This is a genomic window from Blastococcus sp. OS1-29 (assembly GCF_057628075.1).
Window position 1 is genome coordinate 537,317 of sequence record NZ_JBXXJK010000001.1, and the last position, 22,954, is coordinate 560,270.

General features: G+C 72.1%; 16 protein-coding genes and 1 pseudogene. 10 read left to right on the forward strand and 7 right to left on the reverse strand.

Going from position 1 to position 22,954, the window contains the following annotated elements:
• Positions 1-68 precede the first annotated feature (68 nt).
• From AC2H4J_RS02690 to AC2H4J_RS02705, 4 genes and pseudogenes are all read right to left on the reverse strand, one after another.
• A pseudogene (locus tag AC2H4J_RS02690) lies at positions 69-605 on the reverse strand (transposase); the annotation flags it as partial.
• Between the two features lie 84 nt (positions 606-689).
• On the reverse strand, positions 690-1,325 hold the full coding sequence (locus AC2H4J_RS02695) for a WecB/TagA/CpsF family glycosyltransferase (RefSeq protein ID WP_487463278.1): 636 nt from the start codon (positions 1,323-1,325) through the stop codon (positions 690-692).
• Positions 1,326-1,851: 526 nt separating this feature from the next.
• Positions 1,852-2,535: an N-acetyltransferase family protein gene (locus tag AC2H4J_RS02700; protein WP_487463279.1), complete on the reverse strand. Its 684-nt coding sequence runs from the start codon at positions 2,533-2,535 to the stop codon at positions 1,852-1,854.
• 198 nt (positions 2,536-2,733) lie between these two features.
• A complete protein-coding gene (locus tag AC2H4J_RS02705; RefSeq protein ID WP_487463280.1) occupies positions 2,734-3,846 on the reverse strand; it encodes a GNAT family N-acetyltransferase in 1,113 nt (370 codons plus the stop codon).
• A 454-nt stretch (positions 3,847-4,300) separates the two neighbouring features.
• Here AC2H4J_RS02705 and AC2H4J_RS02710 point away from each other — a divergent pair, with 454 nt between their 5' ends.
• Together AC2H4J_RS02710 and AC2H4J_RS02715 are read left to right on the forward strand one after the other, a co-directional pair.
• Complete coding sequence (locus AC2H4J_RS02710) at positions 4,301-5,122, forward strand: polysaccharide deacetylase family protein (protein ID WP_487463281.1); 822 nt, start codon at positions 4,301-4,303, stop codon at positions 5,120-5,122.
• A complete protein-coding gene (locus AC2H4J_RS02715) occupies positions 5,119-6,423 on the forward strand; it encodes an O-antigen ligase family protein (RefSeq protein WP_487463282.1) in 1,305 nt (434 codons plus the stop codon). Before AC2H4J_RS02710 ends, AC2H4J_RS02715 begins: the two co-directional genes overlap by 4 nt.
• 37 nt (positions 6,424-6,460) lie before the next feature.
• On the opposite strand, the gene AC2H4J_RS02720 is transcribed toward AC2H4J_RS02715, so the two are convergent.
• Positions 6,461-8,725, reverse strand: coding sequence for a hypothetical protein (locus AC2H4J_RS02720; RefSeq protein ID WP_487463283.1), 2,265 nt, complete (start codon positions 8,723-8,725; stop codon positions 6,461-6,463).
• A 315-nt stretch (positions 8,726-9,040) separates the two neighbouring features.
• Here AC2H4J_RS02720 and AC2H4J_RS02725 point away from each other — a divergent pair, with 315 nt between their 5' ends.
• Entirely contained in the window at positions 9,041-10,492 is a 1,452-nt protein-coding gene (locus AC2H4J_RS02725; RefSeq protein WP_487463284.1) for a tyrosine-protein kinase domain-containing protein, read from the forward strand.
• Positions 10,493-10,644: 152 nt separating this feature from the next.
• Here the strand turns inward: AC2H4J_RS02725 and galE are convergent, their stop codons facing one another.
• Entirely contained in the window at positions 10,645-11,622 is a 978-nt protein-coding gene (gene galE, locus AC2H4J_RS02730) for a UDP-glucose 4-epimerase GalE (RefSeq protein ID WP_487463285.1), read from the reverse strand.
• A gap of 76 nt (positions 11,623-11,698) precedes the next feature.
• Entirely contained in the window at positions 11,699-12,349 is a 651-nt protein-coding gene (locus AC2H4J_RS02735) for an arsenate reductase/protein-tyrosine-phosphatase family protein (protein ID WP_487463286.1), read from the reverse strand.
• A gap of 251 nt (positions 12,350-12,600) precedes the next feature.
• Between AC2H4J_RS02735 and mfd the strand changes: the two genes are divergently transcribed.
• The 7 genes from mfd to AC2H4J_RS02770 all read left to right on the forward strand — a co-directional run bounded on the left by mfd (position 12,601) and on the right by AC2H4J_RS02770 (position 22,949).
• A complete protein-coding gene (gene mfd, locus AC2H4J_RS02740; RefSeq protein WP_487463287.1) occupies positions 12,601-16,143 on the forward strand; it encodes a transcription-repair coupling factor in 3,543 nt (1,180 codons plus the stop codon).
• Between the two features lie 52 nt (positions 16,144-16,195).
• The gene (locus AC2H4J_RS02745; protein ID WP_487463288.1) at positions 16,196-17,215 is read left to right on the forward strand and encodes a SurA N-terminal domain-containing protein; all 1,020 of its coding nucleotides are present in this window, start codon (positions 16,196-16,198) and stop codon (positions 17,213-17,215) included.
• 27 nt (positions 17,216-17,242) lie between these two features.
• Positions 17,243-18,148, forward strand: coding sequence for a nucleoside triphosphate pyrophosphohydrolase (locus tag AC2H4J_RS02750; protein WP_487463289.1), 906 nt, complete (start codon positions 17,243-17,245; stop codon positions 18,146-18,148).
• A 314-nt stretch (positions 18,149-18,462) separates the two neighbouring features.
• Entirely contained in the window at positions 18,463-19,662 is a 1,200-nt protein-coding gene (locus tag AC2H4J_RS02755; protein WP_487463290.1) for a mechanosensitive ion channel family protein, read from the forward strand.
• Between the two features lie 13 nt (positions 19,663-19,675).
• Positions 19,676-20,953: a phosphopyruvate hydratase gene (gene eno / locus AC2H4J_RS02760; RefSeq protein WP_487463291.1), complete on the forward strand. Its 1,278-nt coding sequence runs from the start codon at positions 19,676-19,678 to the stop codon at positions 20,951-20,953.
• Positions 20,950-21,510 carry an FtsB family cell division protein gene (locus AC2H4J_RS02765; protein ID WP_487463292.1) on the forward strand — a complete coding sequence of 187 codons (561 nt, stop codon included), beginning with the start codon at positions 20,950-20,952 and terminating at the stop codon, positions 21,508-21,510. The genes eno and AC2H4J_RS02765 overlap by 4 nt, the downstream gene beginning before the upstream one ends.
• Positions 21,507-22,949: a DUF501 domain-containing protein gene (locus AC2H4J_RS02770; RefSeq protein ID WP_487463293.1), complete on the forward strand. Its 1,443-nt coding sequence runs from the start codon at positions 21,507-21,509 to the stop codon at positions 22,947-22,949. The genes AC2H4J_RS02765 and AC2H4J_RS02770 overlap by 4 nt, the downstream gene beginning before the upstream one ends.
• The last annotated feature ends 5 nt before the right edge of the window (positions 22,950-22,954 follow it).

Consider the following 22,954-nt stretch of genomic DNA (forward strand, 5'->3'; position numbering starts at 1 on the left):
GGTGCCTTACGGCAGCCTCGCACGCAATGACGTCAAGCCCTCGAGGGCAGTGCCATACGGCCGTCTTAGTCGTGCGCGGTGCAGTACGCGGCGATCACCGCGGCGGCGCCGGGCACCTCCCGGGCGACCCGGCGGACCGCCGCGATCAACTGCGTGACGGAGTCCTGGGTGGCCACCGCATCCTCCAGCACCGTGGAATCCAGCGCGCGGCGGGTCTTCCCGGCCAGCGCGCCGGTGGCCTGCACGACCTCGCGAATCGCGTCGAAGATCCGCTGCGGCCTCTGCGAGCGGGCCAGTCGGCGCCGCCAGTAGGTGAGCACCGTCGGATGGAACGCCCTCGCATCGACCGCCAGCCCGCAGGCAGCCTTCCAGCGCAGGTCGAACGTCAGCGCCTCGGCCGCTTCACGATCCGAGCGCCCCTCCAACGCCTGCAGCACCAACACCGCCCCGACCACATCGGCCGCCACGCTCGGTCTGCCCAGGGCCGAGGGAAACAGATCGGCGAACATCGCATCCGGGAACAACCGGCGGCGATGCTCGGCCAGGAACGCGTACACGCTGCCCGAGGGCAACAGACCACGCAGCCACGACTCGGCGTCCATCATCCCATGCTGGGCCGGGGAAGTGCCCTCATAACCCTGATCGTCCCGCCGACCCCGGCGTCAGACGAGCCCCTTCTTCAGCAGGCTCTAGGCAGCCGACGCGGTCCCGGGTGGCACGGTGCTCGTCCTGGCGGCCGCCAGAGGGCGTGCGCCCTGTCCCGTGACGTACTGCGCGAGGGATGCGCGGGCGCGGAGTGCACGCACGGCATCGACGCTGTATCGACGCCAGAGTCGGCGCGGTTCCTTCGCGACCCGCACGAGCCAGTTGAGCTTGAGCGGATAGGCCCAGGACGGGTAGTAGGAGTCGCCGGCGAACTGGTCCAACCAGCCGCCGCACGTCGCGACGAGCATGCCCGTGCGCGCCAGGTCCAGAGCGTAGAAGTCCTGGAGCGGCGTGCCCAGCCCCACGATGACCAGCTGCGTCCGGAGGGCGCGCAACTCCTTCCGCAGGGCACCAGCGTCAGGCAGTCCGTCGTACCCGTCCCGCATGAGGACCACGCGATGTCCATACTGCTGCTCGATCTTCTTCGAGACGAGCTCCAGCGTCTCCGGCGTCGAGCCCAGGAGTGCGATGCGAAGCCCATGACTCCGCTCGAGCACTCGGGGCAGGACGAGGTCCGCACTGGTCCGGCAGGTGTTGCTGTCGACCCCGAGGAGGCGGCAGAGGAAGACCCCGTCGAGGCCGAGGTAGTCGAACCGGTCCAAGGGGACGCCGGCCTCCATTGCGACGAGGGCACTGAAGTGATTGAGCCACGTGATCGTGGTCCCGACCCCCCGAGAGATGCGGGCCGACAGTTCATCCGCGAAGAATTCAACGCAATCCTGCGGCGGCTCGTCCAGGCGGCGGACGAGTTCAGTCGAAGCGCTCGCCATGGCGTTCCTCTCGTACGACTCGGAAATTCGCGACACTGCCGACCGAAAGTCGGCTCGCTGCAGTGACGGTACGGAAGTCGGGCGAGAAGAATGGTCGGTTCAGCAGGGTCCGTCACCCGTAAGGGTCAATACGACATCAATGACTCCAGGGGCGCCGGAATGGCTGGGGGGTCGTCGCTCGGACGATCGCTGCGGCCCGGGCGTGGGCGCCCGCCGGTCCTCCACGGACGCGCAGCCGAGCCGGGCCTTCCCGGTGGCCGGACGACGTGCGTCGGACACCGGCGGGCCCGGCTCGGGAGAGAGGGCCACAGCCGCTCACTGCGGCCGCTGTTCACCGGGGGCGTCGCCGGTGCGGCGCCGCCGGGCGGCAAGGGGACTACTTCGTGAGCGAAGCCGCGGGAGTCGCCGGCCGGAAGGTCACCGACGACTTACCCATCCGCCACCGCAGCCGACGCTCGAGGTTCACCTCGAACCCTGCCCGGTAGCAGCCCTTGAGCGACGCGGTGTTGTCCACGCCCACGAACGTGGTCACGTACCGAGCGCCCACCGAGCGAGCCTGCTCCGCGATCAGGGACATCGCAGCGCTCATGATCCGCTGACCGCGGAACCCGGTCGGCGTGTACGCACCTTCAAGCAGCGCCGTCTCGGCATCCAGAGGCGGGAAGGTTCCGTTGAAGTGGCTGCGCAGGAACTCGTTGTCCTTGCTGCTGAACACCCACTGCGTGTAGCAGGGGACGTCATCCTCGGTGACCGCGACGAAGCAGGACCCGGCCCCGGCCTCCAGCAGCCTCAGCCGCTGATCCCGGTCCCACTTCTCCTCGAGGGTCAAGCGGTCGGCTGACTCGAGCACGGCCGGAACGTCCTCGTCCCGAATGGGTCGGACGGTGATCGGGATCAGCGCCTCGGGAGCGGTGTGGGGAACGTCCAGGTCTCGCTTCAGACCGTAGGCGGTCTGGTCGGACTTGAGTCGCTGGCCGGCCGATCGGTAGAGCTGCTTCAGCAGCGCCGGGTCCTGCAGCGAACCGCCCAATAGCCTTGCCGCGTTGCGGAATGCACTCACCACAAGTTCCTTCCATTAATGGACAGGTGACAGCCATTCGGGCGGTCCTCTGGCCACTCACGAAAGCGATTGCGATCGCGAGCTGTCAATACGGGGCGAGGACTCCTCACCCGACGGGGACAGGCTGTCGTCCGACGAGGCGAACGATGAACGGGAAGTTGCCGGCGCCGCGGGGACACCCGAGGAGCCCGGGCAGCCTCAGTCCTCATCCGCTCCTACGGACGCCAGCCCCGCGCGCGCCGTCGCCACCCGGGTGCGCACGCTGCGCACCCACGTCCGCCCTCGAGGGTGCGCCCGCAGGAAGCTCGTGGCGCTCTCCCGCGGCCAGCGGCGTGCGGCATCCAGACCGGCGGTGACGGGATCCCGGCTGACCGAGCCATTCAGGATCGAATGCTCCCCGTTCGCCAGCCGTCTCTTGTACTGCTCCTCGCCCTTTCCCAGATCCAGCAGTCGGAGGCCCTGGTCGGGCATCTCGCGGAGGATGTCGAGACAGAGGATGAGGCCGGGCGAGTAGCGGCTGAAGGCGGTTCGATACACGGGGAACCACCAGGCCAGCACCGACGGTGAGCGCAGCCCCAGGTGTGCAGCCACGACGTCGTCGCCGGCGCGCAGCACCGTCAAGGGCGCCCCGAACTCGCTCGTCTGCTCGTCGAGCAGGTCGTGGACCAGCCGCCGCATCGCGGGGTCTGCGAGGACGTCCCGCCGGCCGGTGCGCTTGTACTGCTGAGACTTCCACTCCAGCAGTCGGTCCAGGACGGCGTGGTTCGGTTCGCTGAGAACGAGCGACACGGGCCCGTGGTCTCGCTCGAGTCCCCGCCGTCGCCGCGCGGTCGTGGTCTGCAGTGAACTGGACGACGTTTTCAGTGCCGCGGAGTAGGCCGCCCAGCCGTCGCTCAGGTCCACGACCGGTGACTCGTCCTCCACCCATCGGTGCGGTGCAGAAGAGAGCCACGGCGCCTGGGTCGCGACGACGTGGTCAAAGTGCCAGGCGCGGAGCCCGCAGGCGCGGAGCAGGGTGCGCGCGTCGACATGGGCCGTGTCGGGCGCCACCAGCCCCTGCACGTCGGAGAAACCCAGCCCCACGGCCCGCCCGAGACCGGCGCGGCCGGACTCGAAGGGGAAGAAGCCCGTGACCCCCGCGTCATCGGTGAAGACGGCGACCCGGGTCCGCGGACGCACCCGCGCCCAGGCCACTGCGAACTGAGGACTGAGGAACGGGCTGGCGAGCTCACTCCTGGAGTTCTGGATGCTCGTCCATTCCGCCAGCTCTCCGGCGCCTAGTTCCTGTGGGGTGACGACTTCGATCTTCACGCTGGGTTCCTTACGTACTGCGGGTCGGTGGAGCTGGTGTTGCCCGTGATCGGTCGGGCTCCTCGGAGTCGGCGAGCTGCCAGGCGAAGGCGGGCTGACGGTGTCGAGGTCGCGATCGGCCCAGGTGTCGACGTCTCACGGTCCTCTCGCCCAGTTGATCCGAACCGCTGCGCTGGCCGGGTGTGTCGGGTGCCTCGGTCGAGTGACGCGTCTCTGCATCCGCATCGGCGGCTGCCCCCGAGCGTGCAGGAGGTGCCGACGGACGGGCAAGTGACCCAGGCCGGCATAGCCCCTTGGGGGGGAGGGGGGCTGGAACCTGTCACCGGTGGCACCGTCGGGCCCGGAATGCGGTTCCGTCCCGCCGGGTGAAGCAGCATGACTGGCATTACTCGAAGTGAGGGGGACTGGGACGAACCCATTAGGGCGAAGGGGCCGGAGTTCTTACACTGAACGGGTGGAAAAGGCGCGCACGGACGACGGTAATCGAACCGTCCCGATCCTGCTGTATCACGCGGTCACCGGGACGCCGGGAACGCATATTGCGCCCTTCGCCGTCACCCCGCGAGAGTTCGGGCGGCAGCTGGATCGCATTCTCGAGACGGATTACCGGTGCATCACGTTCAGCCAGCTGGTAGACGAGGTCGTTGCATCCCACCGTGTCCCGGAGAAGACCGTCGTCATCACGTTCGATGACGGATACGCCGATTTCGCCGAGCACGCCCTCCCGGCCCTGCGGGAACGGAACCTCAGTTCAACGCTGTACGTGACCACCGGCTGGATGGAGGGCGGCGGCCCACGCGAGCCAGGCCCCTCGGATCGGATGCTGGCCTGGTCGCAGCTGCCTGAACTGGCCGCCCAGGACGTGGAGATCGGCGGGCACAGTCACCGCCATCCGCAGCTGGACACGTTGAGCTCCGCGGCCCTCCGGGATGAGATGGTCCGCCCGAAGGAGCTGCTCGAGGACGTGCTCGGCGAACCGGTGCGCAGCGTCGCCTACCCGCACGGCTACAACGGCCTGCGGGTTCGCCGCGCGGCCCGCCGAGCCGGCTACGACTCCGGCGCCGCGGTCCGCAACCGGCTGAGCCCGCAGGGTGAGGACGTCTTCCGCTACTCGCGGTTGACGGTGGGATCGGCGACCACCGCCGACGACGTAGCGGCATGGCTGGTGCCGCAGGAGCCGGGCCGGGACCGGGAATCCCTGCGGACCACGGCCGGGCGGGCCTACCGCCGGGGCCGGGCGCTCCTGCGGGGAAGGCCGGGATCGGTGTACGCGTGACGACCTCGCCCACCCGGCGGATGGGCGCAGACCGTGCAGGTGCCGTCCGCGCGCGCGGCTCGGTGCGGCCGGCTGCGGCGCCGCCCGAGGTGCTGACCGCCGGCTTCGTCCGGTCCTACGCGCTCTACTGGGTGCTCGGGCTCGGCTTCCTGTGGTGGCCGATGCTTCTCCTGCGTGCGCTCCGCGGACGAACGCGCGGCGCTGCCGCGCACCTGCTCCCATCCGCCGTCGTGGTCTGCCTGTCGCTGTCGCTGCTGTGGGCCGCCGTCGCCGGCGCCGATCTGTCGCGCGTCATCTCCGCGTCGTACAACCTGACGATCTGGATCACCCTGGCGGTGCTCACGACAGTGCGCATCGACGTGCGCGCGCTGCTCTTGGGCGTCGCACAACTCGCCGGAGCCCAGAGCATCGCTGTCCTGGCCGCTGCGGCGGTGCATCCGGCCCTCGACGGGCTCTCGCTGCCGTCGTCGTACGTCCTGCCGGCCGCACTCGCGGAGGACCCGGCGTTCGAGAGCTTCACGTCGGTGCGGCTGGTGATCGAGGACTACTTCGGCGGCGCCGTCCTCCGCGCCGCCGGGTTCTTCGGCAACTCGACCTGGGCGGGGGCTCTGGCGGCCCTTGGCATCCTGGGCTCCATCCGCCTTCTCCGGGGGACGCGGGGCCTCACGCGGGCGTTCTACGCGGCGCTGCTCGTCCTCGATGCTGTCGTCCTCTACCTGTCGTACTCGAGGAACACCTGGGTCGCCGTCCTGGCGGCACTGCTCGCCATGGCGGTGGTGACGCTGGTCCGCCGACGTCAGTGGTTCGCGCTTCTGGTGACGGCGACCGGAGGAGCAGCGGCGCTGCTCTACGTCCTGACGTCGGTCGACCTGACCGCGACCTTCGACGAGGTCAACAGCGTCCGGGAGGGCTCTCTCGGCAGCCGCACCGCCATTTACGAGGCGACGTGGAAGGCGATCCAGGAGTTGCCCTTCCCGCTCATCGGCAGTGGCGTCAAGGACCGGATGCCGGGGCTCGTGGCAAGCCTCGGCACGCACAGCGGCTACCTCGGGATCCTGTACCGCGGCGGCTGGCTGGCCCTCGCAGCACTCGTCGCGTGGCTGATCGTCCTGTCGTGGCAGTCACTGCGGGCGTTGTCGCCGCTGGCGCTGGGCAGCGCCGTGCTGGCGACGATCTGGTTCATCGCGGAGGACATCGACGCCGGCCATCTGGCGCCGTTGGCGCTGGTCATCACGCTCGCAGCGCTTCAGCGCCGCCCCGCCGCGGAGTCAGCGGATGCCGAGGAACCGCACGCCGCCTGATCGCGCCCCGACCGTGCCGTCCGCCCGATCGGGTCGGTCAGCGTCGGACGGCGGGGGCCGGCACCCGGCCGGTGATCTCGTGCAGTCGGCCGCGCCAGGACAGGTGCTCCGGCTGGAGATCACCACGCGGACCGGGCCGGCGGAGCAGGTCCGCCAGCAGCTGCACCGCTTCGGTGTCGTCGTCCGGCAGGGTGGTGACGCAGGCGGCGAGCTGCTCGGGAACGGCGATGCCCCGGGCCGCGACCTGGAACCCGACGAGCGCGTTGAGCAGTTTCGCCGGCGTGATCGTGGCGGCACGAGGGCCGCGATAGGCGAGGATCGCGACCTGCCAGTGCTCGATCGATGCGGGCAGCGCTCCGATCGGGACCCCCGGCCGCATGACGACGCCGGCGTCCAATAGCTGCTGGGCGGCGTCGGCGTCCTCGACGGGGCCGACCGTCTCGACCCGCAGCCCGGCGCGGCTGGCCGTGCACAGCAGGTCGACGTCCACCTCGGCGTGGATCGAACCGAACCAACCGACGATCGGCCGGCGGTCCGCGGCCGACGGCCAGACGTGCGAGAGGAACGCCTCGTCGGCCGCGGGCGGCACCACGTCGATGGTCCGGTCGAGCCGCGCCTCGAGGTCACGCGCCACGTAGGGGTTGTCGCTGACGATCCGCCACGCGGCGGGCAATGACGCCTCGGCGCGCTGCGCGTCGCGCGGCGGGTGGAAGCGGGACGGGGCGAGCACCCAGTCGATCACGGCATCGTAAGTGACCCGAGCTCCCCCGTCTGCCAGCAGCCGGGCCAGCTCCAGGTAGGCCGGGCTCGGCGCGTAGAGGAGGACGTCGACGGGCCGGCCTGCCGCCTCGGCGAGGATCCAGCGGGACATCCGCCGCGCCCAGGCCCGGGGGGCGAGGACGGCGAACGGCGTGGGCGGTACCAGCCGGATCTGCGGCGGAGGTGGCGTGCTCACGTCGGCCGCGGCCCGCTGCCGCACCAGGGACAGTGGCGCGGTGAGCAACTGCCGGAATCGGCGGGGCTGGCTCTCGACGAACACGACCGACCCGGTCTGCGCCGCGGCCAGGGCAAGGCTCTGGTGCCGCTGCCACAGGTACCCCCACCGGATGCTGGACAGGACCACCAGCAGCTCGCCGTCACCGGCGGCGGCGGGCTCCGGTGTCGAGCGTGGGAGCGTGGCGCCGGACAGCCGCAGGTGGGCGGCCAGCGCCAGGTAGGACACAGGCGTCACCAGCGCGATCACGACCAGTGAGCCGGTCGCCATCGCGGCGAGAACGGTGATCCCCATGGACAGCGGGACGAGCACGAACGCGCCGGCGCCGACGATGCGGGTCCGGCCCAGGTAGGTGGCCCTGGCCTGCAGCTGTAGGTACACGCACTGCGGGATCCCGCTCAGTGCCGCGACGGCCGACACCGACCAGAGGCTCCACGGGTGGTAGCTCGCCGGCAGGAGGATGGCCAGAGCCGGGCCCGCGGCCACCGCCCCGACGAGGGCGAGCGCGGTCACGGACACCAGGTGGGCGCGGCGGGCCGCCGGCTCTCCGCGCATCAGGCGGGGCAGCCAGTGGTTGGAGAGAGCGACGCCCGCCGATGCGGCGAGCTGTCCGACGGTGAAGGCCGCCTGGTACTCAGCCAGCGCAGCGGCACCCAGGGCGCCCGCTACGACCAGTCGGTCACCGCTCCACAGCGCCACCACTGCGACCTGGGAGAACGTCAAGGGCAGCGACAGCGCCGCGCGCCGTTTCACCGCTGACCAGGGGGCAGATCGGAACCAGTCGGGGTCGGCCCACCTCAGCGCGACGAGGACGGACACCACCACGCCGAGGGCCCAGGTCGCGAGGTACCACTCCAGCGAGCCGGTGAGAGCCGCCGCGCAGGCCCCGATGCCGATGGACACCGGGCCGATCGCCACGGTCAGGGCCGCCCAGACACCAGCCAGGCCGCGGCCGGCGACCCGCGCGAGGACGAGGGCGGCCATCGCGTTGACGGAGCCGACGAGGACCGCGAAGAACAGGGGAGCCCATTGCGCGGCGAGGGCCGCCGCCGAGCCGACCACACCCAGTGCCAGTACCGGCAGGACAGCGCCTCGTCGGAGGCCACCGGTCTCGGCGCCGCTCTCCCAGCTGGTGACCATGCCGGGAAGGCCCATCCCGACGAACATGGTGACGAACTGCTGGATCACGACGACCACGCCGACCGTGCCGTAGTCCACCGGGGTCAGGTTGTGCGTCAGTACGGGGATCAGCGCCGCGCTGGCGACCGCCTGAGCGCCGACGGCACCGAGGTACATCAGCTGCTTCATCGGATCGCCGAGGGGATGGTCCGCAGGGAACGGCGAGCAAGGACGCACGCAGGCGGTCGGTGCTCACTCGTCTGTACGGTCAGCATGGTTCCGTTCCTGTCGCAGCCGGGGCTCGGCATGTCGGAGAGCCCTCCGTGGAATAGCTCGTCGCGCGAAGGCGGACGCCACCCGTTCGGACGAATCCTCTCGCCGACGGCGCGCACGCTGTCCGGTACCGCCCCTTCCTCATCGGAGGGTACGGGTCGCGGAGAATGCGCAGCGAATTCTGGGACAGCGCCTCTCCCATAAGGGGTAGAAGGCCCCCGGAAGGTGCCAATGGGACCTATTCGGGCACTTATCGTTCAGAAGAGGTGCAATGTCACGCATCGGGAGCGTGCCGATCAGAGGAATGGACCAGTGGACTTCAGAGAAGCACTTTCGGCGTTGCGCGCAGCGTGGTGGATGCCGTTGGTCGGTGCTCTTCTCGGGGCAGTCGCCGGATTCGGCATCTGCTGGGCCCAGACCCCGCTGTACACCTCGCCCACGCAGTTGTTCGTCTCTTCCACCGATTCCGGCTCGACGTCGGACTTCGTGCAGGGCAGCGAGTTCTCCCAGCAACGCGTCGCGTCCTACGCCCAGCTGCTCATGGGGGAGCGGCTGGCCGCCCGGGTCGTGGACGCGCTCTCCCTCGACATGACTCCGCAGGAGCTGTCCCACGCGATCGAGGCGACGCCCGTTCCGGACACCGTGCTCATCGATGTGACGGTGACCGACCCCTCCCCTCAGCGGGCGCAGGAGATCGCCCGGGCCGTAGGGTCGGAGTTCAGCGACATGGTGAGCGAGTTCGAGAGCCGGGGCGCCGGTCGTGCGGCGCCGATCGAGGTCTTCGTCGCCGAGGACCCGATGGTTCCCACCGCAGTCAGCTCGCCCAAGACCATCCGGACCACCGCGGTGAGCCTGGTCCTCGGGATCCTCGCCGGCGTCGGGCTGGCGATCGGCCGCAGGCGCCTCGACCGGTCCGTGAAGGATACCGACGTGGCTGCCGACCTGGCGGGAGCACCGGTGATCGGCACGGTGGCGGTCGACCGTTCCATCCAGCAACGGCCCGTGGTCGAGGAGGGCGTGCTGGATCGGGTGGCGGAGGACTTCCGCCGCATCCGCACCAACCTGCAGTTCCTCAGCGTCGACCAGCCGCCGCGAGTCATCATGGTCTCGAGCGCGCTGCCCGAGGAGGGCAAGACGACGCTGACCGCGAACCTGGCGCTAACGCTGGCCGACGCCGGCCGGACGGTCACCGTGGTGGAGGCCGATCTGCGCCGGCCGCGGCTGACCCGCTATCTCGGCTTGGTGGGCGGAGCCGGCCTGAGCAACGTGCTTGCCGGCACCGCCGACATCGATGACGTCCTCCAGCAGTACGGCGACGGTCGGCTGTCGGTGATCGCAGCCGGCCCGACCCCTCCCAACCCGGGCGAGCTCCTCGCGTCCAGCCACATGGCGGTGTTCCTGGGCAAGCTGCTGGCACGCAACGACTACGTGCTCCTCGACGCTCCTCCGCTGCTGCCCGTGGCCGACTCCGCCGGCCTCGCCGTGCACACGGACGGCACGCTGCTCGCGGTGCGGTACGGGAAGACGCGGGCCGACCAGCTCGAACAGGCGGCCGCCACTCTGGAGCGGGTGGGGTCCAAGACGCTCGGCGTCGTCCTGAACTTCATGCCCCCCAAAGCGGACATCGCCGCTGCTTACGGATACGGCTATGCGTACAAGAACGACGTGGAGGCCCGCTCGTAGTAGTCAGTGGCGCCGGCGCCGGCGCGGGCGCGGGCGCCGGTCCCCGCGGGTTCCGGGTGACCGGCGCCGGGCGTTCCGGCGATTGCCGCGCGAGGGCCCGACCGCCCAGGGGATGTCCGCCGCCATCGGCGACCCGTCCGCCAGGGAGCTCCTCAGCGTGGCTGGCGCTCGACCCAGCCGTTCCAGGCGGACGCGACCATGTCCTGCAGCCCGTACTGCGCGCTCCAGTCCAGCTGCTCCCGGATGAGGGCGGCAGAGGCGACGACACGGGGCGGATCACCCGCCCGGCGCGCCACAACCACAGGCTCGGACCATGCCTCCTCAGCCGTGCCGACGACCTCACGGATGCTGGTGATCATCTCCCGTACCGACACCCCCTCACCGCGACCGATGTTCGCAGTCAGTGCGCTGACCCGGCCCTCTGCCAACGACCGGGCCGCCGCCACGTGCGCGGTGGCGATATCGGCGACGTGGATGAAGTCGCGGACGCAGGTGCCGTCCGGAGTGGGGTGGTCATCGCCGAAGATCTGCGGTGCCTGGCGTGCGGCCAGCCGCTGGAAGACCATCGGGACGAGGTTCGACGTGCCTCGGTCGGTCAACTGGGGCGTGGCGGTACCGGCCACGTTGAAGTAGCGCAGGCTCACCCACCGCAGCCCGGTGGCCGTGGCGACGTCGGCGACCATCTGTTCGCCGATGAGCTTGGTCGTCCCGTACGGATTCACGGGCCGGCAATCGGTTTCCTCGGTCACCAGCTCCGTGTCGACATCGCCGTAGACGGCGGCGCTGGACGAGAAGACGAACGACTCCACGTCCGAGGCGGTGGCAGCTGCCAGCAGCACGCGCAGGCCCTCGACGTTCTGGTGGTAGTAGTACAGGGGGCGGCGAACCGACTCCTCCACCTGCTTCTTCGCCGCAAGGTGCACCACGCCGCGAACCGAGTGCTCGCGCAGGGTGCGCGTCAGCAGGTCACCGTCCAGGACGCTCCCCTGGACGAACGGGACGCCCCCCACGCGAGAGGCGTCGCCGGTCGACAGGTCGTCCAGCACCACCACGTCGCAGCCGGCCTGTCGCATCGCCGAGACCACGTGGGCGCCGATGTAGCCGGCTCCGCCAGTCACCAGCCAGGTCATGCGCCGAGCCTAATGGGCTGAGTCTCGGATCCGATCCGATACCGGGGCGGTCGGGCCAGGCTCGGCGGGTCGGGCCTCAGCGCGGCGAGGAGCATCGAAGGCCAGGCGAGTCGGGGACCCCACCCGCCGCGAGCGCCGCGAGTCGACGCACCAGCGGCACGACTGCCACGGCTATCGCCGCAGCCGCCTCTTCGTGCGCCTCGTAGGACAACCCGATCGGGTCTCGAACGTCGTCGTCGCTGCTGCCCCGTCGTCGGGACCTGGCCTTGGCCAACTGACGCACCCAGTCTCCGACGGAACCGGTGGCAAGAGCGCATCCCGGCAGAGTGCCGTCCGCGAGCAGGTGATGGAGGGCCGCGGCCTCCCGCAGGGTGAAGGTGCGGCCCAGAACCCGCGGCGAACGCTCGAGGACCTCCCGCCGGTGCTGCTCGGTCATTGTGAGAACGAGATCGGCTTCGTTCACCATGGCCTCGCTGAGCTGGCGGGCCCGAAAGTCGCCCGCGTCCGTCCCGTACCGCTGCAGGGCTCCAGCGCTGTCGGGGTGCATGCCCGAGCCGACGACCGCACGGATGCCGGCGCTGTGCAGCCGAACGGCCCCCGCCTGCGCTCCCGACGCTGAGTCGAGAACCGACTGCCCCAGCCGTTCGGCCATCGGAGAGCGGCAGACATTGCCCGTGCAGACGAGCAGCACTGTGGCGCATGGACGAGTCGACTCCGGGCTGGTCACGGCTCCAGTGTCCGGACGGCGGCTCCCTCGGTCACCGCCGCTTCATCTGTCTGGGTGAGGTGTCCGCCCCACCGACGTCGTCCCCATCACAGGCATTGGCACGTGCACGCAGGGCCCGGCGCGGCTGCTACGTCTCGCCGTGCGGCCCTCTCGCCGCCCCCGCCTCGGAAGGCGAAGCAACGGCTAGCCTGACGAAAGGCCCTCCGATCTACGCGGGATGTCGGCCGCCCGATCCTCCAGGGAGAACCAGCGTGACCTTGCGCGGCGTGCTCGACGTCGTCCTCACCGACCCGGGGATGTCCCGCGTGGTCGCTTCGGCCGGCCGTGCCTCGCTCGCCGTCACCGCGCCGCCGCCGGTGCAGCCGCTGGTCGCCGCCGCACTGGCGGCCCAGCAGCCGGGCGCCGGCGTGCCGGTCCTGGTGGTCACCGCCGGCGAGCGCGACGCCGACCAGGTCGCAGAAGGGCTCCGCTGCTTCCTCCCGGACCGGCGGGTCGAGACCTTCCCGGCCTGGGAGACGCTGCCGCACGAGCGGCTCAGTCCCCGCGCCGACACCGTCGGACGGCGGCTGGCCGTCCTGCGCGACCTGTCCCACCCCGGCGAGAACGGGACGATCGACGTGCTGGTCGCGCCCGTCCGCAGCCTGCTCCAGCCACTGGCCCCGGGCCTGGGCGACCTCGTCCCGGTCGAGCTGCACCCGGGGGCCGAGGCCGACCTCGACGACGTCGCTCGAGCGCTGACCGACGCCGCGTACACCCGGGTGGAGCTGGTGGAGAAGCGCGGCGAGTTCGCCGTCCGCGGTGGCCTGCTCGACGTCTTCCCGCCCACCGAGCCGCATCCGGTGCGGGTGGAGTTCTGGGGCGACGAGGTCGACGAGCTGCGCTACTTCGCAGCGGCCGACCAGCGTTCGCTCGACGAGCGGCCCGACCGGCTCTGGGCACCGCCCTGCCGCGAGCTGCTGCTGTCACCGGAGGTGCGTGAGCGGGCCGCGGCGCTGGCGGTCGAGCACCCCGAGCTGCTCGAGATCCTCGGCAAGCTGGCCGAGGGCATCGCGGTCGAGGGCATGGAGTCGCTGATCCCGGTCCTGGTGGCCGGCGAGATGCAGCTGCTCACCGACCTGGTGCACGTGCGCACGCACGTGCTGGTCTGCGACCCCGAGCGGGTGCGCACCCGCGCCGCGGACCTGGTGCGCACGGCGGAGGAGTTCCTGGCGGCCTCCTGGTCGACGGCCGCGGAGGCCGGACAGGCGCCGATCGATCTCGGTGCGTCGTCCTTCCGTGATCTGGCCGAGATCGAGACCGCGGCCCGCATCCGCGGCCTGCCGTGGTGGACCACCGGGCCCTTCACCCTGCAGGCCGAGGACGACGAGGAGCAGGTCACCCTCGACGCCACCACGGTCGAGCGGTTCTCCGGCGACGTCCCGCGCGCGACCGAGCAGGTGCGCACCTGGACCCACGACGGGTGGCGCGTCGTCGTCACGTTCGCCGGCCCGGGGCCCGCCCAGCGCGCGGCCGACCAGCTCGCCGAGGCCGACCTCGGCGTCCGGCTGGTACCCGACATCGCCGCGTCCCCGGACGGCGGACTGGCCCACGTCACGCAGGGCAACCTGGAGTCCGGGTTCGCCTTCCCCGGCGTGGGGCTGGCGCTGCTCACCGAGCACGACCTGACCGGGCAGCGCGGCACGTCGATGCGCGACGCCACGAAGATGCCCGCGCGCCGGCGCAACGCCGTCGACCTGGTGCAGCTGCAGCCGGGCGACCTGGTGGTGCACGAGCAGCACGGCATCGGCCGGTACATCGAGATGATCAGCCGCACGGTCAACGGCGGGCAGCGCGACTACCTGATCGTCGAGTACGCGCCGTCGCGGCGGAACCAGCCGCCGGACCGGCTGTTCGTGCCCACCGACTCCCTCGACCAGCTCACCCGCTACGTCGGCGGTGAGGCCCCCGCGCTGTCCAAGCTCGGCGGCGCCGACTGGAAGAACACCAAGAGCAAGGCCCGCAAGGCGGTCAAGCAGATCGCCGCGGAGCTCATCCGGCTCTACTCGGCGCGGATGGCCACCAAGGGGCACGCGTACGGCCCGGACACCGTCTGGCAGCGCGAGCTCGAGGACGCCTTCCCGTTCCAGGAGACCCCCGACCAGCTCGGCGCGATCGACGAGGTCAAGGCCGACATGATGCAGCCGGTGCCGATGGACCGGATCATCTGCGGCGACGTCGGCTACGGGAAGACCGAGATCGCGGTGCGGGCGGCGTTCAAGGCGGTGCAGGACGGCAAGCAGGTCGCCGTCCTGGTGCCGACGACGCTGCTGGCCAACCAGCACTACAAGACCTTCTCCGAGCGGTTCGCGCAGTTCCCGGTGAAGGTGGCGGTGCTGTCCCGCTTCCAGTCGGACGCGGAGAGCCGGAAGATCGTCGAGGAGCTCGGCCGGGGCGAGATCGACGTCCTGGTCGGCACGCACCGGTTGCTGCAGCCGACCACCCGGTTCAAGGACCTCGGGCTGGTCATCGTCGACGAGGAGCAGCGGTTCGGCGTCGAGCACAAGGAGTACCTGAAGAGCATGCGGACGGCGGTCGACGTCCTGTCGATGTCGGCCACCCCGATCCCGCGCACCCTGGAGATGTCGTTGACCGGCATCCGGGAGATGTCGACGATCCTCACCCCGCCCGAGGAGCGGCACCCCGTCCTGACCTACGTGGGTGCGTGGGAGGACAAGCAGATGGCGGCGGCGATCCGCCGCGAGCTGCTGCGCGACGGGCAGGTCTTCGTCATCCACAACCGGGTGCAGTCGATCGACAAGGCGGCGGCGAAGATCCGAAACCTGGTGCCCGAGGCCCGGGTCGCCGTCGGCCACGGGCAGATGAAGGAGCACGAGCTCGAGCGGATCATGGTCGGCTTCTGGGAGAAGGAGTACGACGTCCTGGTCGCGACGACGATCATCGAGTCGGGCCTGGACATCCCGAACGCCAACACCCTGATCGTCGACCGCGCCGACACCTTCGGGCTCTCCCAGCTGCACCAGATCCGCGGCCGCGTCGGCCGTGGCCGCGAGCGCGCGTACGCGTACTTCACCTACGACCCCACCCGGCCGCTGACCGAGACCTCGGTCGACCGGCTGACGACCATCGCGCACAACACCGACCTCGGGGCCGGCATGGCGGTGGCGATGAAGGACCTCGAGATCCGCGGCTCGGGCAACCTGCTCGGCGGCGAGCAGTCCGGGCACATCGCCGGTGTCGGCTTCGACCTCTACGTGCGGCTGGTCGGCGAGGCCGTGACCGACTACCGCGCGCAGATCAGCGGCGAGGACGCGCCGGTCGAGCCGCTGGAGGTCCGGGTCGACCTGCCGGTCGACGCGCACCTGCCGCACGACTACATCCCGGGCGAGCGGCTGCGCATGGAGGCCTACCGCAAGGTCGCCTCGGTGCAGACCGACGACCAGGCCCAGGCGGTGCTCGACGAGCTCACCGACCGCTACGGCCCCCCGCCGGCGCCGGTGCTCAACCTGCTGGCCGTGGCCCGGTTCCGCACCGCGATGCGGGCCCTCGGGGTCACCGAGGTGTCGCTGCAGGGCAGGGCCATCCGGATCAGCCCGGTGGTGCTGCCGGAGTCCAAGCAGATGCGCCTGGCCCGGCTCGCCGACGGCGCCTCGTACAAGGCCGCCGTCGAGACCATCGTGCTCAAGGTGCCGGTCGGCCCCGACCGCCGCACCCCGCTGCGGGACGTCGCCCTGCTGGAGAACGTGCACTCGCTGCTGACGGCCGTTCTCGAGCAACCCGTGGCCGCCGCATCCTGAGATGGACCACGTCCTCCCGACCCGTCGACGGCACGTGTGGCAACCTGCGGGCGTGCTCAAGCGTCGCGTTCCCCGGGTGCTCGTCACCGCGTTCCTGCTCGTCGTCGCGGTGGGGGGACTCTCCGGCTGCCGGACCTCCCCGAACGTCGCGGCGTACGTCGGCCAGGAGCAGATCACCGTCGCCGCACTGAACTCCGCCATCGACCAGCGCCTGGCCGACGAGGACATCGCGGCCTACGCCAAGGGCCACGAGGACGAGTTCACCCGGCGGGTGCTGTCCCTGCTGGTGCAGAACCGGATCTACGCCGCCGCGGCCGAGAAGTACCACGTGCAGGTGGGCGACGGCGCGGTGCAGGCGCGGATCACCCAGCTCCTGGGCACCGACGACCCGGACACGGTCTACGGCTCGCTCGCCCAGCAGGGCATCGGCCGGGAGGACGTCTTCGAGAACGTCCGCCAGCAGCTGCTCCGCCAGCGGATCGCGGAGGCGGAGGGCAAGGCGGACGCCCTGGACGTCACGGCGCTGAAGGCCCGCTACAACCAGGTCCGGGAGAGCCTGAAGCAGATCTCGTTCGGCTACATCACCGTGCCGGACGACGCGACGGCCGCCACCGTGGTCGCGCAGCTCACGGCCGACCCGGCGAGCTACCCGGCCGTGGCCGCCGCGCACCCGGACCAGAACACCCTGACGACGCTGCAGAGCCGCACGGCCGACAAGCTCCCCGGCGTGCTTGCGAAGGGGATCACCGCTGCCAAGCCCAACAGCGCTTTCAGCACCCCGGTCCCGGAGATCGGCGGGGTCGTCGTCACCTTCGTGGCCGGGCCGGTGTACCCCTCGTTCGAGGAGGTGCGCCCCGACCTGGAGAAGGAGGCCGGCGACACGGTCGACAAGGCGGGCGCCGCGCTCGTCGACGACGTCCGCAAGGACCTCGGCGTCCGGGTGAACCCCCGCTTCGGCGCCATCGAGGGCGGCAAGCTCGTGGCCGGCAGCGGCGGTGTCGTCGACATCCTGAAGGACGACGCGGCGAAGGCGGCCGCGGCGTCGTCCGCGGCCCCCACCCCGGGCAACTGACCCGCGGGCGTCGCGGACACTGACCGGGTGCCCACCTCCGTCGTCACGGTCAGTCCACGCCTGCCGGGTCTGCTGGGCCCCGCCGCCTGGCGCACGATCTCGGCCGGGGGACCGCTGGTCGCGCTGCCCGGTGCGGCCGCCACCGCGGACGTGCTGCGCGCCGAGGGGTTCGAGGTGCGCGACGTCATGGACCTCGCGGCCGCCGGGGACGACGCCGTCGTGCTGGCCGCACCCGACGAGGTCACCTACGCGGCGGCCCCGGTGGTCGGCGCCCCCGAGCCGGTGGGGGCCCGGTTGCTCGACGCCGTCGCCGTGATGGACCGGTTGCGCTCGCCCGGCGGGTGCCCGTGGGACGCCGAGCAGACGCACGCCTCGCTCCGCGGCTACCTGCTCGAGGAGGCGCACGAGGCCTACGACGCGATCGTCGACGACGACCCGGTCGCCATGCGCGAGGAGCTGGGTGACGTGCTGCTCCAGGTCCTCTTCCACGCGCGGGTCGCGGCCGAGGCCGTCCCGGGGCGCCGGTTCGACGTCGACGCCGTGGCCGGCGATCTGGTCGACAAGCTCGTGCGCCGGCACCCGCACGTGTTCGGGGACGCCGGCCCCCGGGACGTCGCCGCGGTCGAGGCGGGCTGGGAGGAGATCAAGCAGGCCGAGAAGCAGCGCCGGTCCCCGACCGAGGGGGTGTCACGGTCGCAGCCGGCGGCCGCGTGGGGGGCCGCGCTGGTGCGGCGGGCCGGCCGGGCCGGCCTGTCGACGCCCGAGCCCGCGGTGCTGGAGGCCAGCAGCCCCGAGGAGCTGGGGGAGCGGCTGTTCGCCGTCGTCACCGCCGCGGAGCAGCGCGGCTGGGACGTGGAGGACGCGCTCCGCGAGGCGGTCCGCCGCTACGCCGGGGAGCTCGACGCCGAGGCCGAGGCCCGCACCGCCCCCTGAGGGACTTTCTGTACCGAAAGTCCCTCGTGTCCGCCGGTCCGGCGGGGGTGTGGGGCAGTACACGTTCCCCGGGTGACAGCCGGGGGGGGAGCAGCACCTAGCGTGGCGGGGGTCCCCGGATCCATCCGAGGCCGGGCCCCGCGGTCGCGCGTTGCCCCGGGCGCGCCGCAGCGCCGCCGACGTCCCCGCCAGACCGCCGCCCGGCCACGAACCGTGCTGTCGCGCGGCCCCGGAGAGGAGCGATCCCGCTGTTCCGCAGACCTTCCCCGTCTGTCCCCGATCCCACGGCCACGCCGATGGAGGTGCACGACCTGATGCCCACCCAGACCTGGCAGCTCCTCGTCCTGCTCGCCGCCGCCGCGGTGGGCGCCTGGTTCGCCGGGGTCACGATCGGGGTGCTGGTCGGACGGCTGGGCCGACGCTCACCCGTGGTCGCCGGCATCGCGCGTCGCGGCCGCACGCCGCTGCGCACGCTGCTGGTCCTGGCCGCGGGCATCTCGGTGCTCGACGCCGCGCCCACCACGGGGGCCTGGCAGGGACCGGTGGTCCGGCTGCTGGGCCTGGCCCTCATCGGCACGGTGGGCTGGTTCGTGGCCGTCGCCGTCTTCGCGGCCGCGGACCTGGCGGTGGCGCGCTACGACGTCGACGTCGTCGACAACCGGCACGCCCGGCGGGTGCGCACCCAGATCTCGCTGCTGCGCCGGCTGGCGGTCGTGGTGATCGGCGTCCTGTCCGCCGCGGCGATGCTGCTCACCTTCCCGGCCGCCCGCGCCGCCGGCGCCAGCATCCTGGCCAGCGCCGGGGTCATCTCGCTGGTGGCCGGTCTGGCGGCGCAGACCTCGCTGGCCAACGTCTTCGCGGGCCTGCAGCTCGCCTTCACCGACGCCATCCGGGTGGACGACGTCGTGGTGGTCGAGGACGCGTGGGGCCGGATCGAGGAGATCACGCTGACCTACGTCGTCGTCCACATCTGGGACGACCGCCGCATGGTGCTGCCGTCGACGTACTTCACGACCACCCCGTTCGAGAACTGGACCCGCAAGGAGTCCGCCGTCCTGGGGTCGGTGGAGCTGGACGTGGACTGGACGATGTCCTTCGAGGCCATGCGCGCCGAGCTGGACCGGCTGCTGGCCGACCACCCGCTCTGGGACCGCCGCGCGGGGGTGCTGCAGGTGATCGACGCCGTCGGCTCCGTCGTCCGGGTGCGGGCACTGCTCAGCGCCCGGGACGCCGGCGCGCTGTTCGACCTGCGCTGCCAGATCCGCGAGTCCCTGGTGACCTGGCTGCAGCGCGAGCACGCGCACGGCCTGCCGCGCGTGCGGCTGGACGGCGCTCCCGCGGCCCCCGGGTCCCCGGTCGAGCCCGTCGCGGGGCCGGAGAACGCGGCGCTGTTCAGCGGCAGCAGCGAGGCCGAGGAGCGGTCCCGCGCCTTCGCCGGGGCCCGCGGAGCCGCCTCGTCGTCCCGTCCACCGCGTGCCGCACGCGGGCGCGCCGTCCGGGACGGACGGGGCTGACTAGGCTGCCCCCGTGCCCAGCATCGATGCCGTAGGCGCGCGGGAGATCCTCGACTCGCGCGGAAACCCCACCGTTGAGGTCGAGGTCGCGCTCGACGACGGGACGATCGCCCGGGCCGCCGTGCCCAGCGGCGCGTCCACCGGCGCGTTCGAGGCCGTGGAGCTGCGCGACGGCGGTAAGCGGTACGGCGGCAAGGGCGTGACCAAGGCGGTCGACGGCGTGCTCGACGTCATCGGCCCCGAGCTCGTCGGCTACGAGGCCAGCGAGCAGCGGCTGATCGACCAGCAGCTGATCGACCTGGACGGGACGCCGGACAAGTCCCGGCTCGGGGCGAACGCGATCCTCGGCGTCAGCCTTGCCGTGGCGCGCGCGGCCGCGGACTCCGCCGGCCTGCCGCTGTTCCGCTACGTCGGCGGGCCGTCGGCGCACGTGCTGCCGGTGCCGATGATGAACATCCTCAACGGGGGCGCCCACGCCGACAGCAACGTCGACGTCCAGGAGTTCATGATCGCCCCGATCGGCGCCGCCACGTTCGCCGAGGCGCTGGCCATGGGCACCGAGACCTACCACGCCCTCAAGGCCGTGCTGAAGAAGGACGGCCTGGCCACGGGTCTGGGCGACGAGGGTGGCTTCGCGCCGAACCTGTCGAGCAACCGCGCCGCGCTCGACCTGATCACCCGCGCGGTCGAGTCCGCCGGGTTCACCGCCGGCACCGACATCGCCTTCGCCCTGGACGTCGCGGCCACCGAGTTCCACGAGGGCGGCGCGTACGCGTTCGAGGGCAAGAAGATGTCGGCGGCCGAGCTGACCGAGTACTACACCGGTCTCGTCGACGCCTATCCGATCGTGTCGATCGAGGACCCGCTCTCGGAGGAGGACTGGGACGGCTGGATCGCGCTCACCGCTGCCCTCGGCGACCGGGTGCAGATCGTCGGCGACGACCTGTTCGTCACCAACCCGACCCGGCTGGCCGACGGCATCGCCCGCAAGGCCGCCAACGCGCTGCTGGTGAAGGTCAACCAGATCGGCACGCTCACCGAGACCCTGGACGCGGTGAACCTCGCCCACCGCAGCGGCTACCGCTGCATGATGAGCCACCGCTCCGGCGAGACCGAGGACACCACGATCGCCGACCTCGCCGTCGCCACCGACTGCGGGCAGATCAAGACCGGCGCCCCGGCGCGCAGTGAGCGCGTCGCGAAGTACAACCAACTGCTGCGCATCGAGGAGGAGCTCGACGACGCAGCCCGTTACGCGGGCGCGGCCGCCTTCCCGCGCCTGGCGGGATGAGCAGCACCCGCGGACGGCGGGGCGGGTCCCCGTCCGACGGACGGCGGACCACCGGCCGGGTGCCCCGCGTGCACTCGACGCGGCCGGTGCGCACCGGGCTGCGGTCCGGTGCGACCAGCCGTCCGGGCCAGCGGCGCCCGGGACGACGGACGGCGGGCGCCGCGACATCGTCGGCCCTGCGCCGTCGTCCGCTGTTCACCGGGCGGGCGGTGCTGCTGGGCGGGCTGGTGCTGCTCCTCGCACTGACGCTGGCGGGACCGATCCGGCAGTACCTGGCCGGTCGCGCGGAGCTGGTGCGGCTCGCGGCCGAGGGCCAGACGCTGGACCAGCGCGCGACCGATCTGCGCAACCAGCTGGTGCGGCAGAGCGACCCCGCCTACGTCGAGCGGCAGGCCCGGGAGCGGCTCACGTACGTGCTGCCCGGTGACCGCCTGGTGATCATCGCCGACGGCGCCGCCACCGACGGCGACGCCGGAACGGTGCCCGCGGCCGTGCCGGCCGACCCGGTGCCCTGGTACGAGGGGCTGCTGGACTCGGTGAGGGCCGCCGACGGATGACCGACCCGGTTTCCGACGACGACCGCGCCGTCATCGAACGGCAGCTCGGGCGGCCGCCTCGGGCTCTCGTGGCCGTCGCGCACCGCTGCCCGTGCGGTCAGCCCGACGTGGTGCAGACCGCGCCGCGGCTGGAGGACGGCACCCCGTTCCCCACGGTCTACTACCTCACCTGCCCCCGGGCGACGGCCGCGGCCAGCCGCCTCGAGTCGGCCGGGCGGATGCGCGAGTGGCAGGACGAGCTCACCACGGATCCCGAGCTGGCGGCCGCCTACCAGGCGGCCCACGACGCCTACCTGGCGACCCGTGACGCCGTCGACGTGCTGCCCACCCGCATGTCGGCCGGTGGCATGCCCGACCGGGTCAAGTGCCTGCACGCCCTCGCGGCGCACAGCCTCGCGGTCGGTCCGGGCGTGAACCCCGTCGGCGACCGCGCCGTCGCGGAGATGGGGGAGTGGTGGGCGGCCGGGCCGTGCGCCCCAGGAGCAGCCGTGAGCCGGGTCGCCGCGATCGACTGCGGCACCAATTCGATCCGCCTGCTGGTCGCCGACGTGCCCGCCACCGGGGCGCACACCGACCTGCTGCGCCGGATGGAGATCGTGCGGCTCGGACAGGGCGTCGACGCCACGGGCCGGCTGGCGCCCGACGCCATCGAGCGCACCCGCCGCGTCCTCGCCGAGTACGCCGCCGCCGCGCGCGACCTCGGCGCCGCGAAGGTGCGGATGGTCGCTACCAGCGCCACGCGCGACGCGGAGAACCGCCGCGACTTCGAGGACATGGTGGTGGCGACGCTGGGCCAGAAGCCCGACGTCGTCCCGGGCCGGGAGGAGGCGGAGCTGTCGTTCCTCGGCGCGACCGGCTCACTGGACGCCGCCGCCCGCGCCCACGGCGCACCGCCGCCGCTCCCGCCCTTCCTGGTCGTCGACATCGGCGGCGGGTCGACGGAGTTCGTCCTCGGCGACGGCGCCGGGGTGCGTGCCGCCCGGTCGGTCGACATCGGCTGCGTGCGGATGACCGAGCGGCACCTGCACGGCGACCCGCCGTCCGACGGGGAGATCCGGCGGGCCGAGGACGACATCCGGGCGGCTCTGGACGACGTCCGTGCCGAGGTGCCCGTCGCCGACGCCGCCTCGCTGGTCGGGCTGGCCGGATCGGTGACCACCGTCGCGGCGCTGGCCCTCGGACTGCCCGCCTACGACCCGGACGCCATCCACGGCTCGCGGATCGATCTCGACGCCGTGCGTGCGGTCACCGCCGACCTGCTCGCCGCCACCCGGGAGCGGCGGGCGGCGATGCCGGTCATGCACCCCGGCCGGGTCGACGTCATCGGCGCCGGCGCGCTGGTGCTGCGCGTGCTGATGGACGAGTTCGGCATGGCCGAGGTGGTCGTGAGCGAGCACGACATCCTCGACGGCATCGCGCTCCGGCTCGCCCGCGGCTGAACGGC

Bases quoted from the DNA above. Each gene is read 5' to 3' on its own strand.
- AC2H4J_RS02695 (WP_487463278.1), bottom strand. From the start codon at position 1,325: ATGGAGGCCGGCGTCCCCTTGGACCGGTTCGACTACCTCGGCCTCGAC.
- AC2H4J_RS02720 (WP_487463283.1), bottom strand. From the start codon at position 8,725: ATGAAGCAGCTGATGTACCTCGGTGCCGTCGGCGCTCAGGCGGTCGCC.
- AC2H4J_RS02725 (WP_487463284.1), top strand. From the start codon at position 9,041: ATGGGACCTATTCGGGCACTTATCGTTCAGAAGAGGTGCAATGTCACG.
- galE (WP_487463285.1), bottom strand. From the start codon at position 11,622: ATGACCTGGCTGGTGACTGGCGGAGCCGGCTACATCGGCGCCCACGTG.
- AC2H4J_RS02755 (WP_487463290.1), top strand. From the start codon at position 18,463: ATGCCCACCCAGACCTGGCAGCTCCTCGTCCTGCTCGCCGCCGCCGCG.
- AC2H4J_RS02765 (WP_487463292.1), top strand. From the start codon at position 20,950: ATGAGCAGCACCCGCGGACGGCGGGGCGGGTCCCCGTCCGACGGACGG.
- AC2H4J_RS02770 (WP_487463293.1), top strand. From the start codon at position 21,507: ATGACCGACCCGGTTTCCGACGACGACCGCGCCGTCATCGAACGGCAG.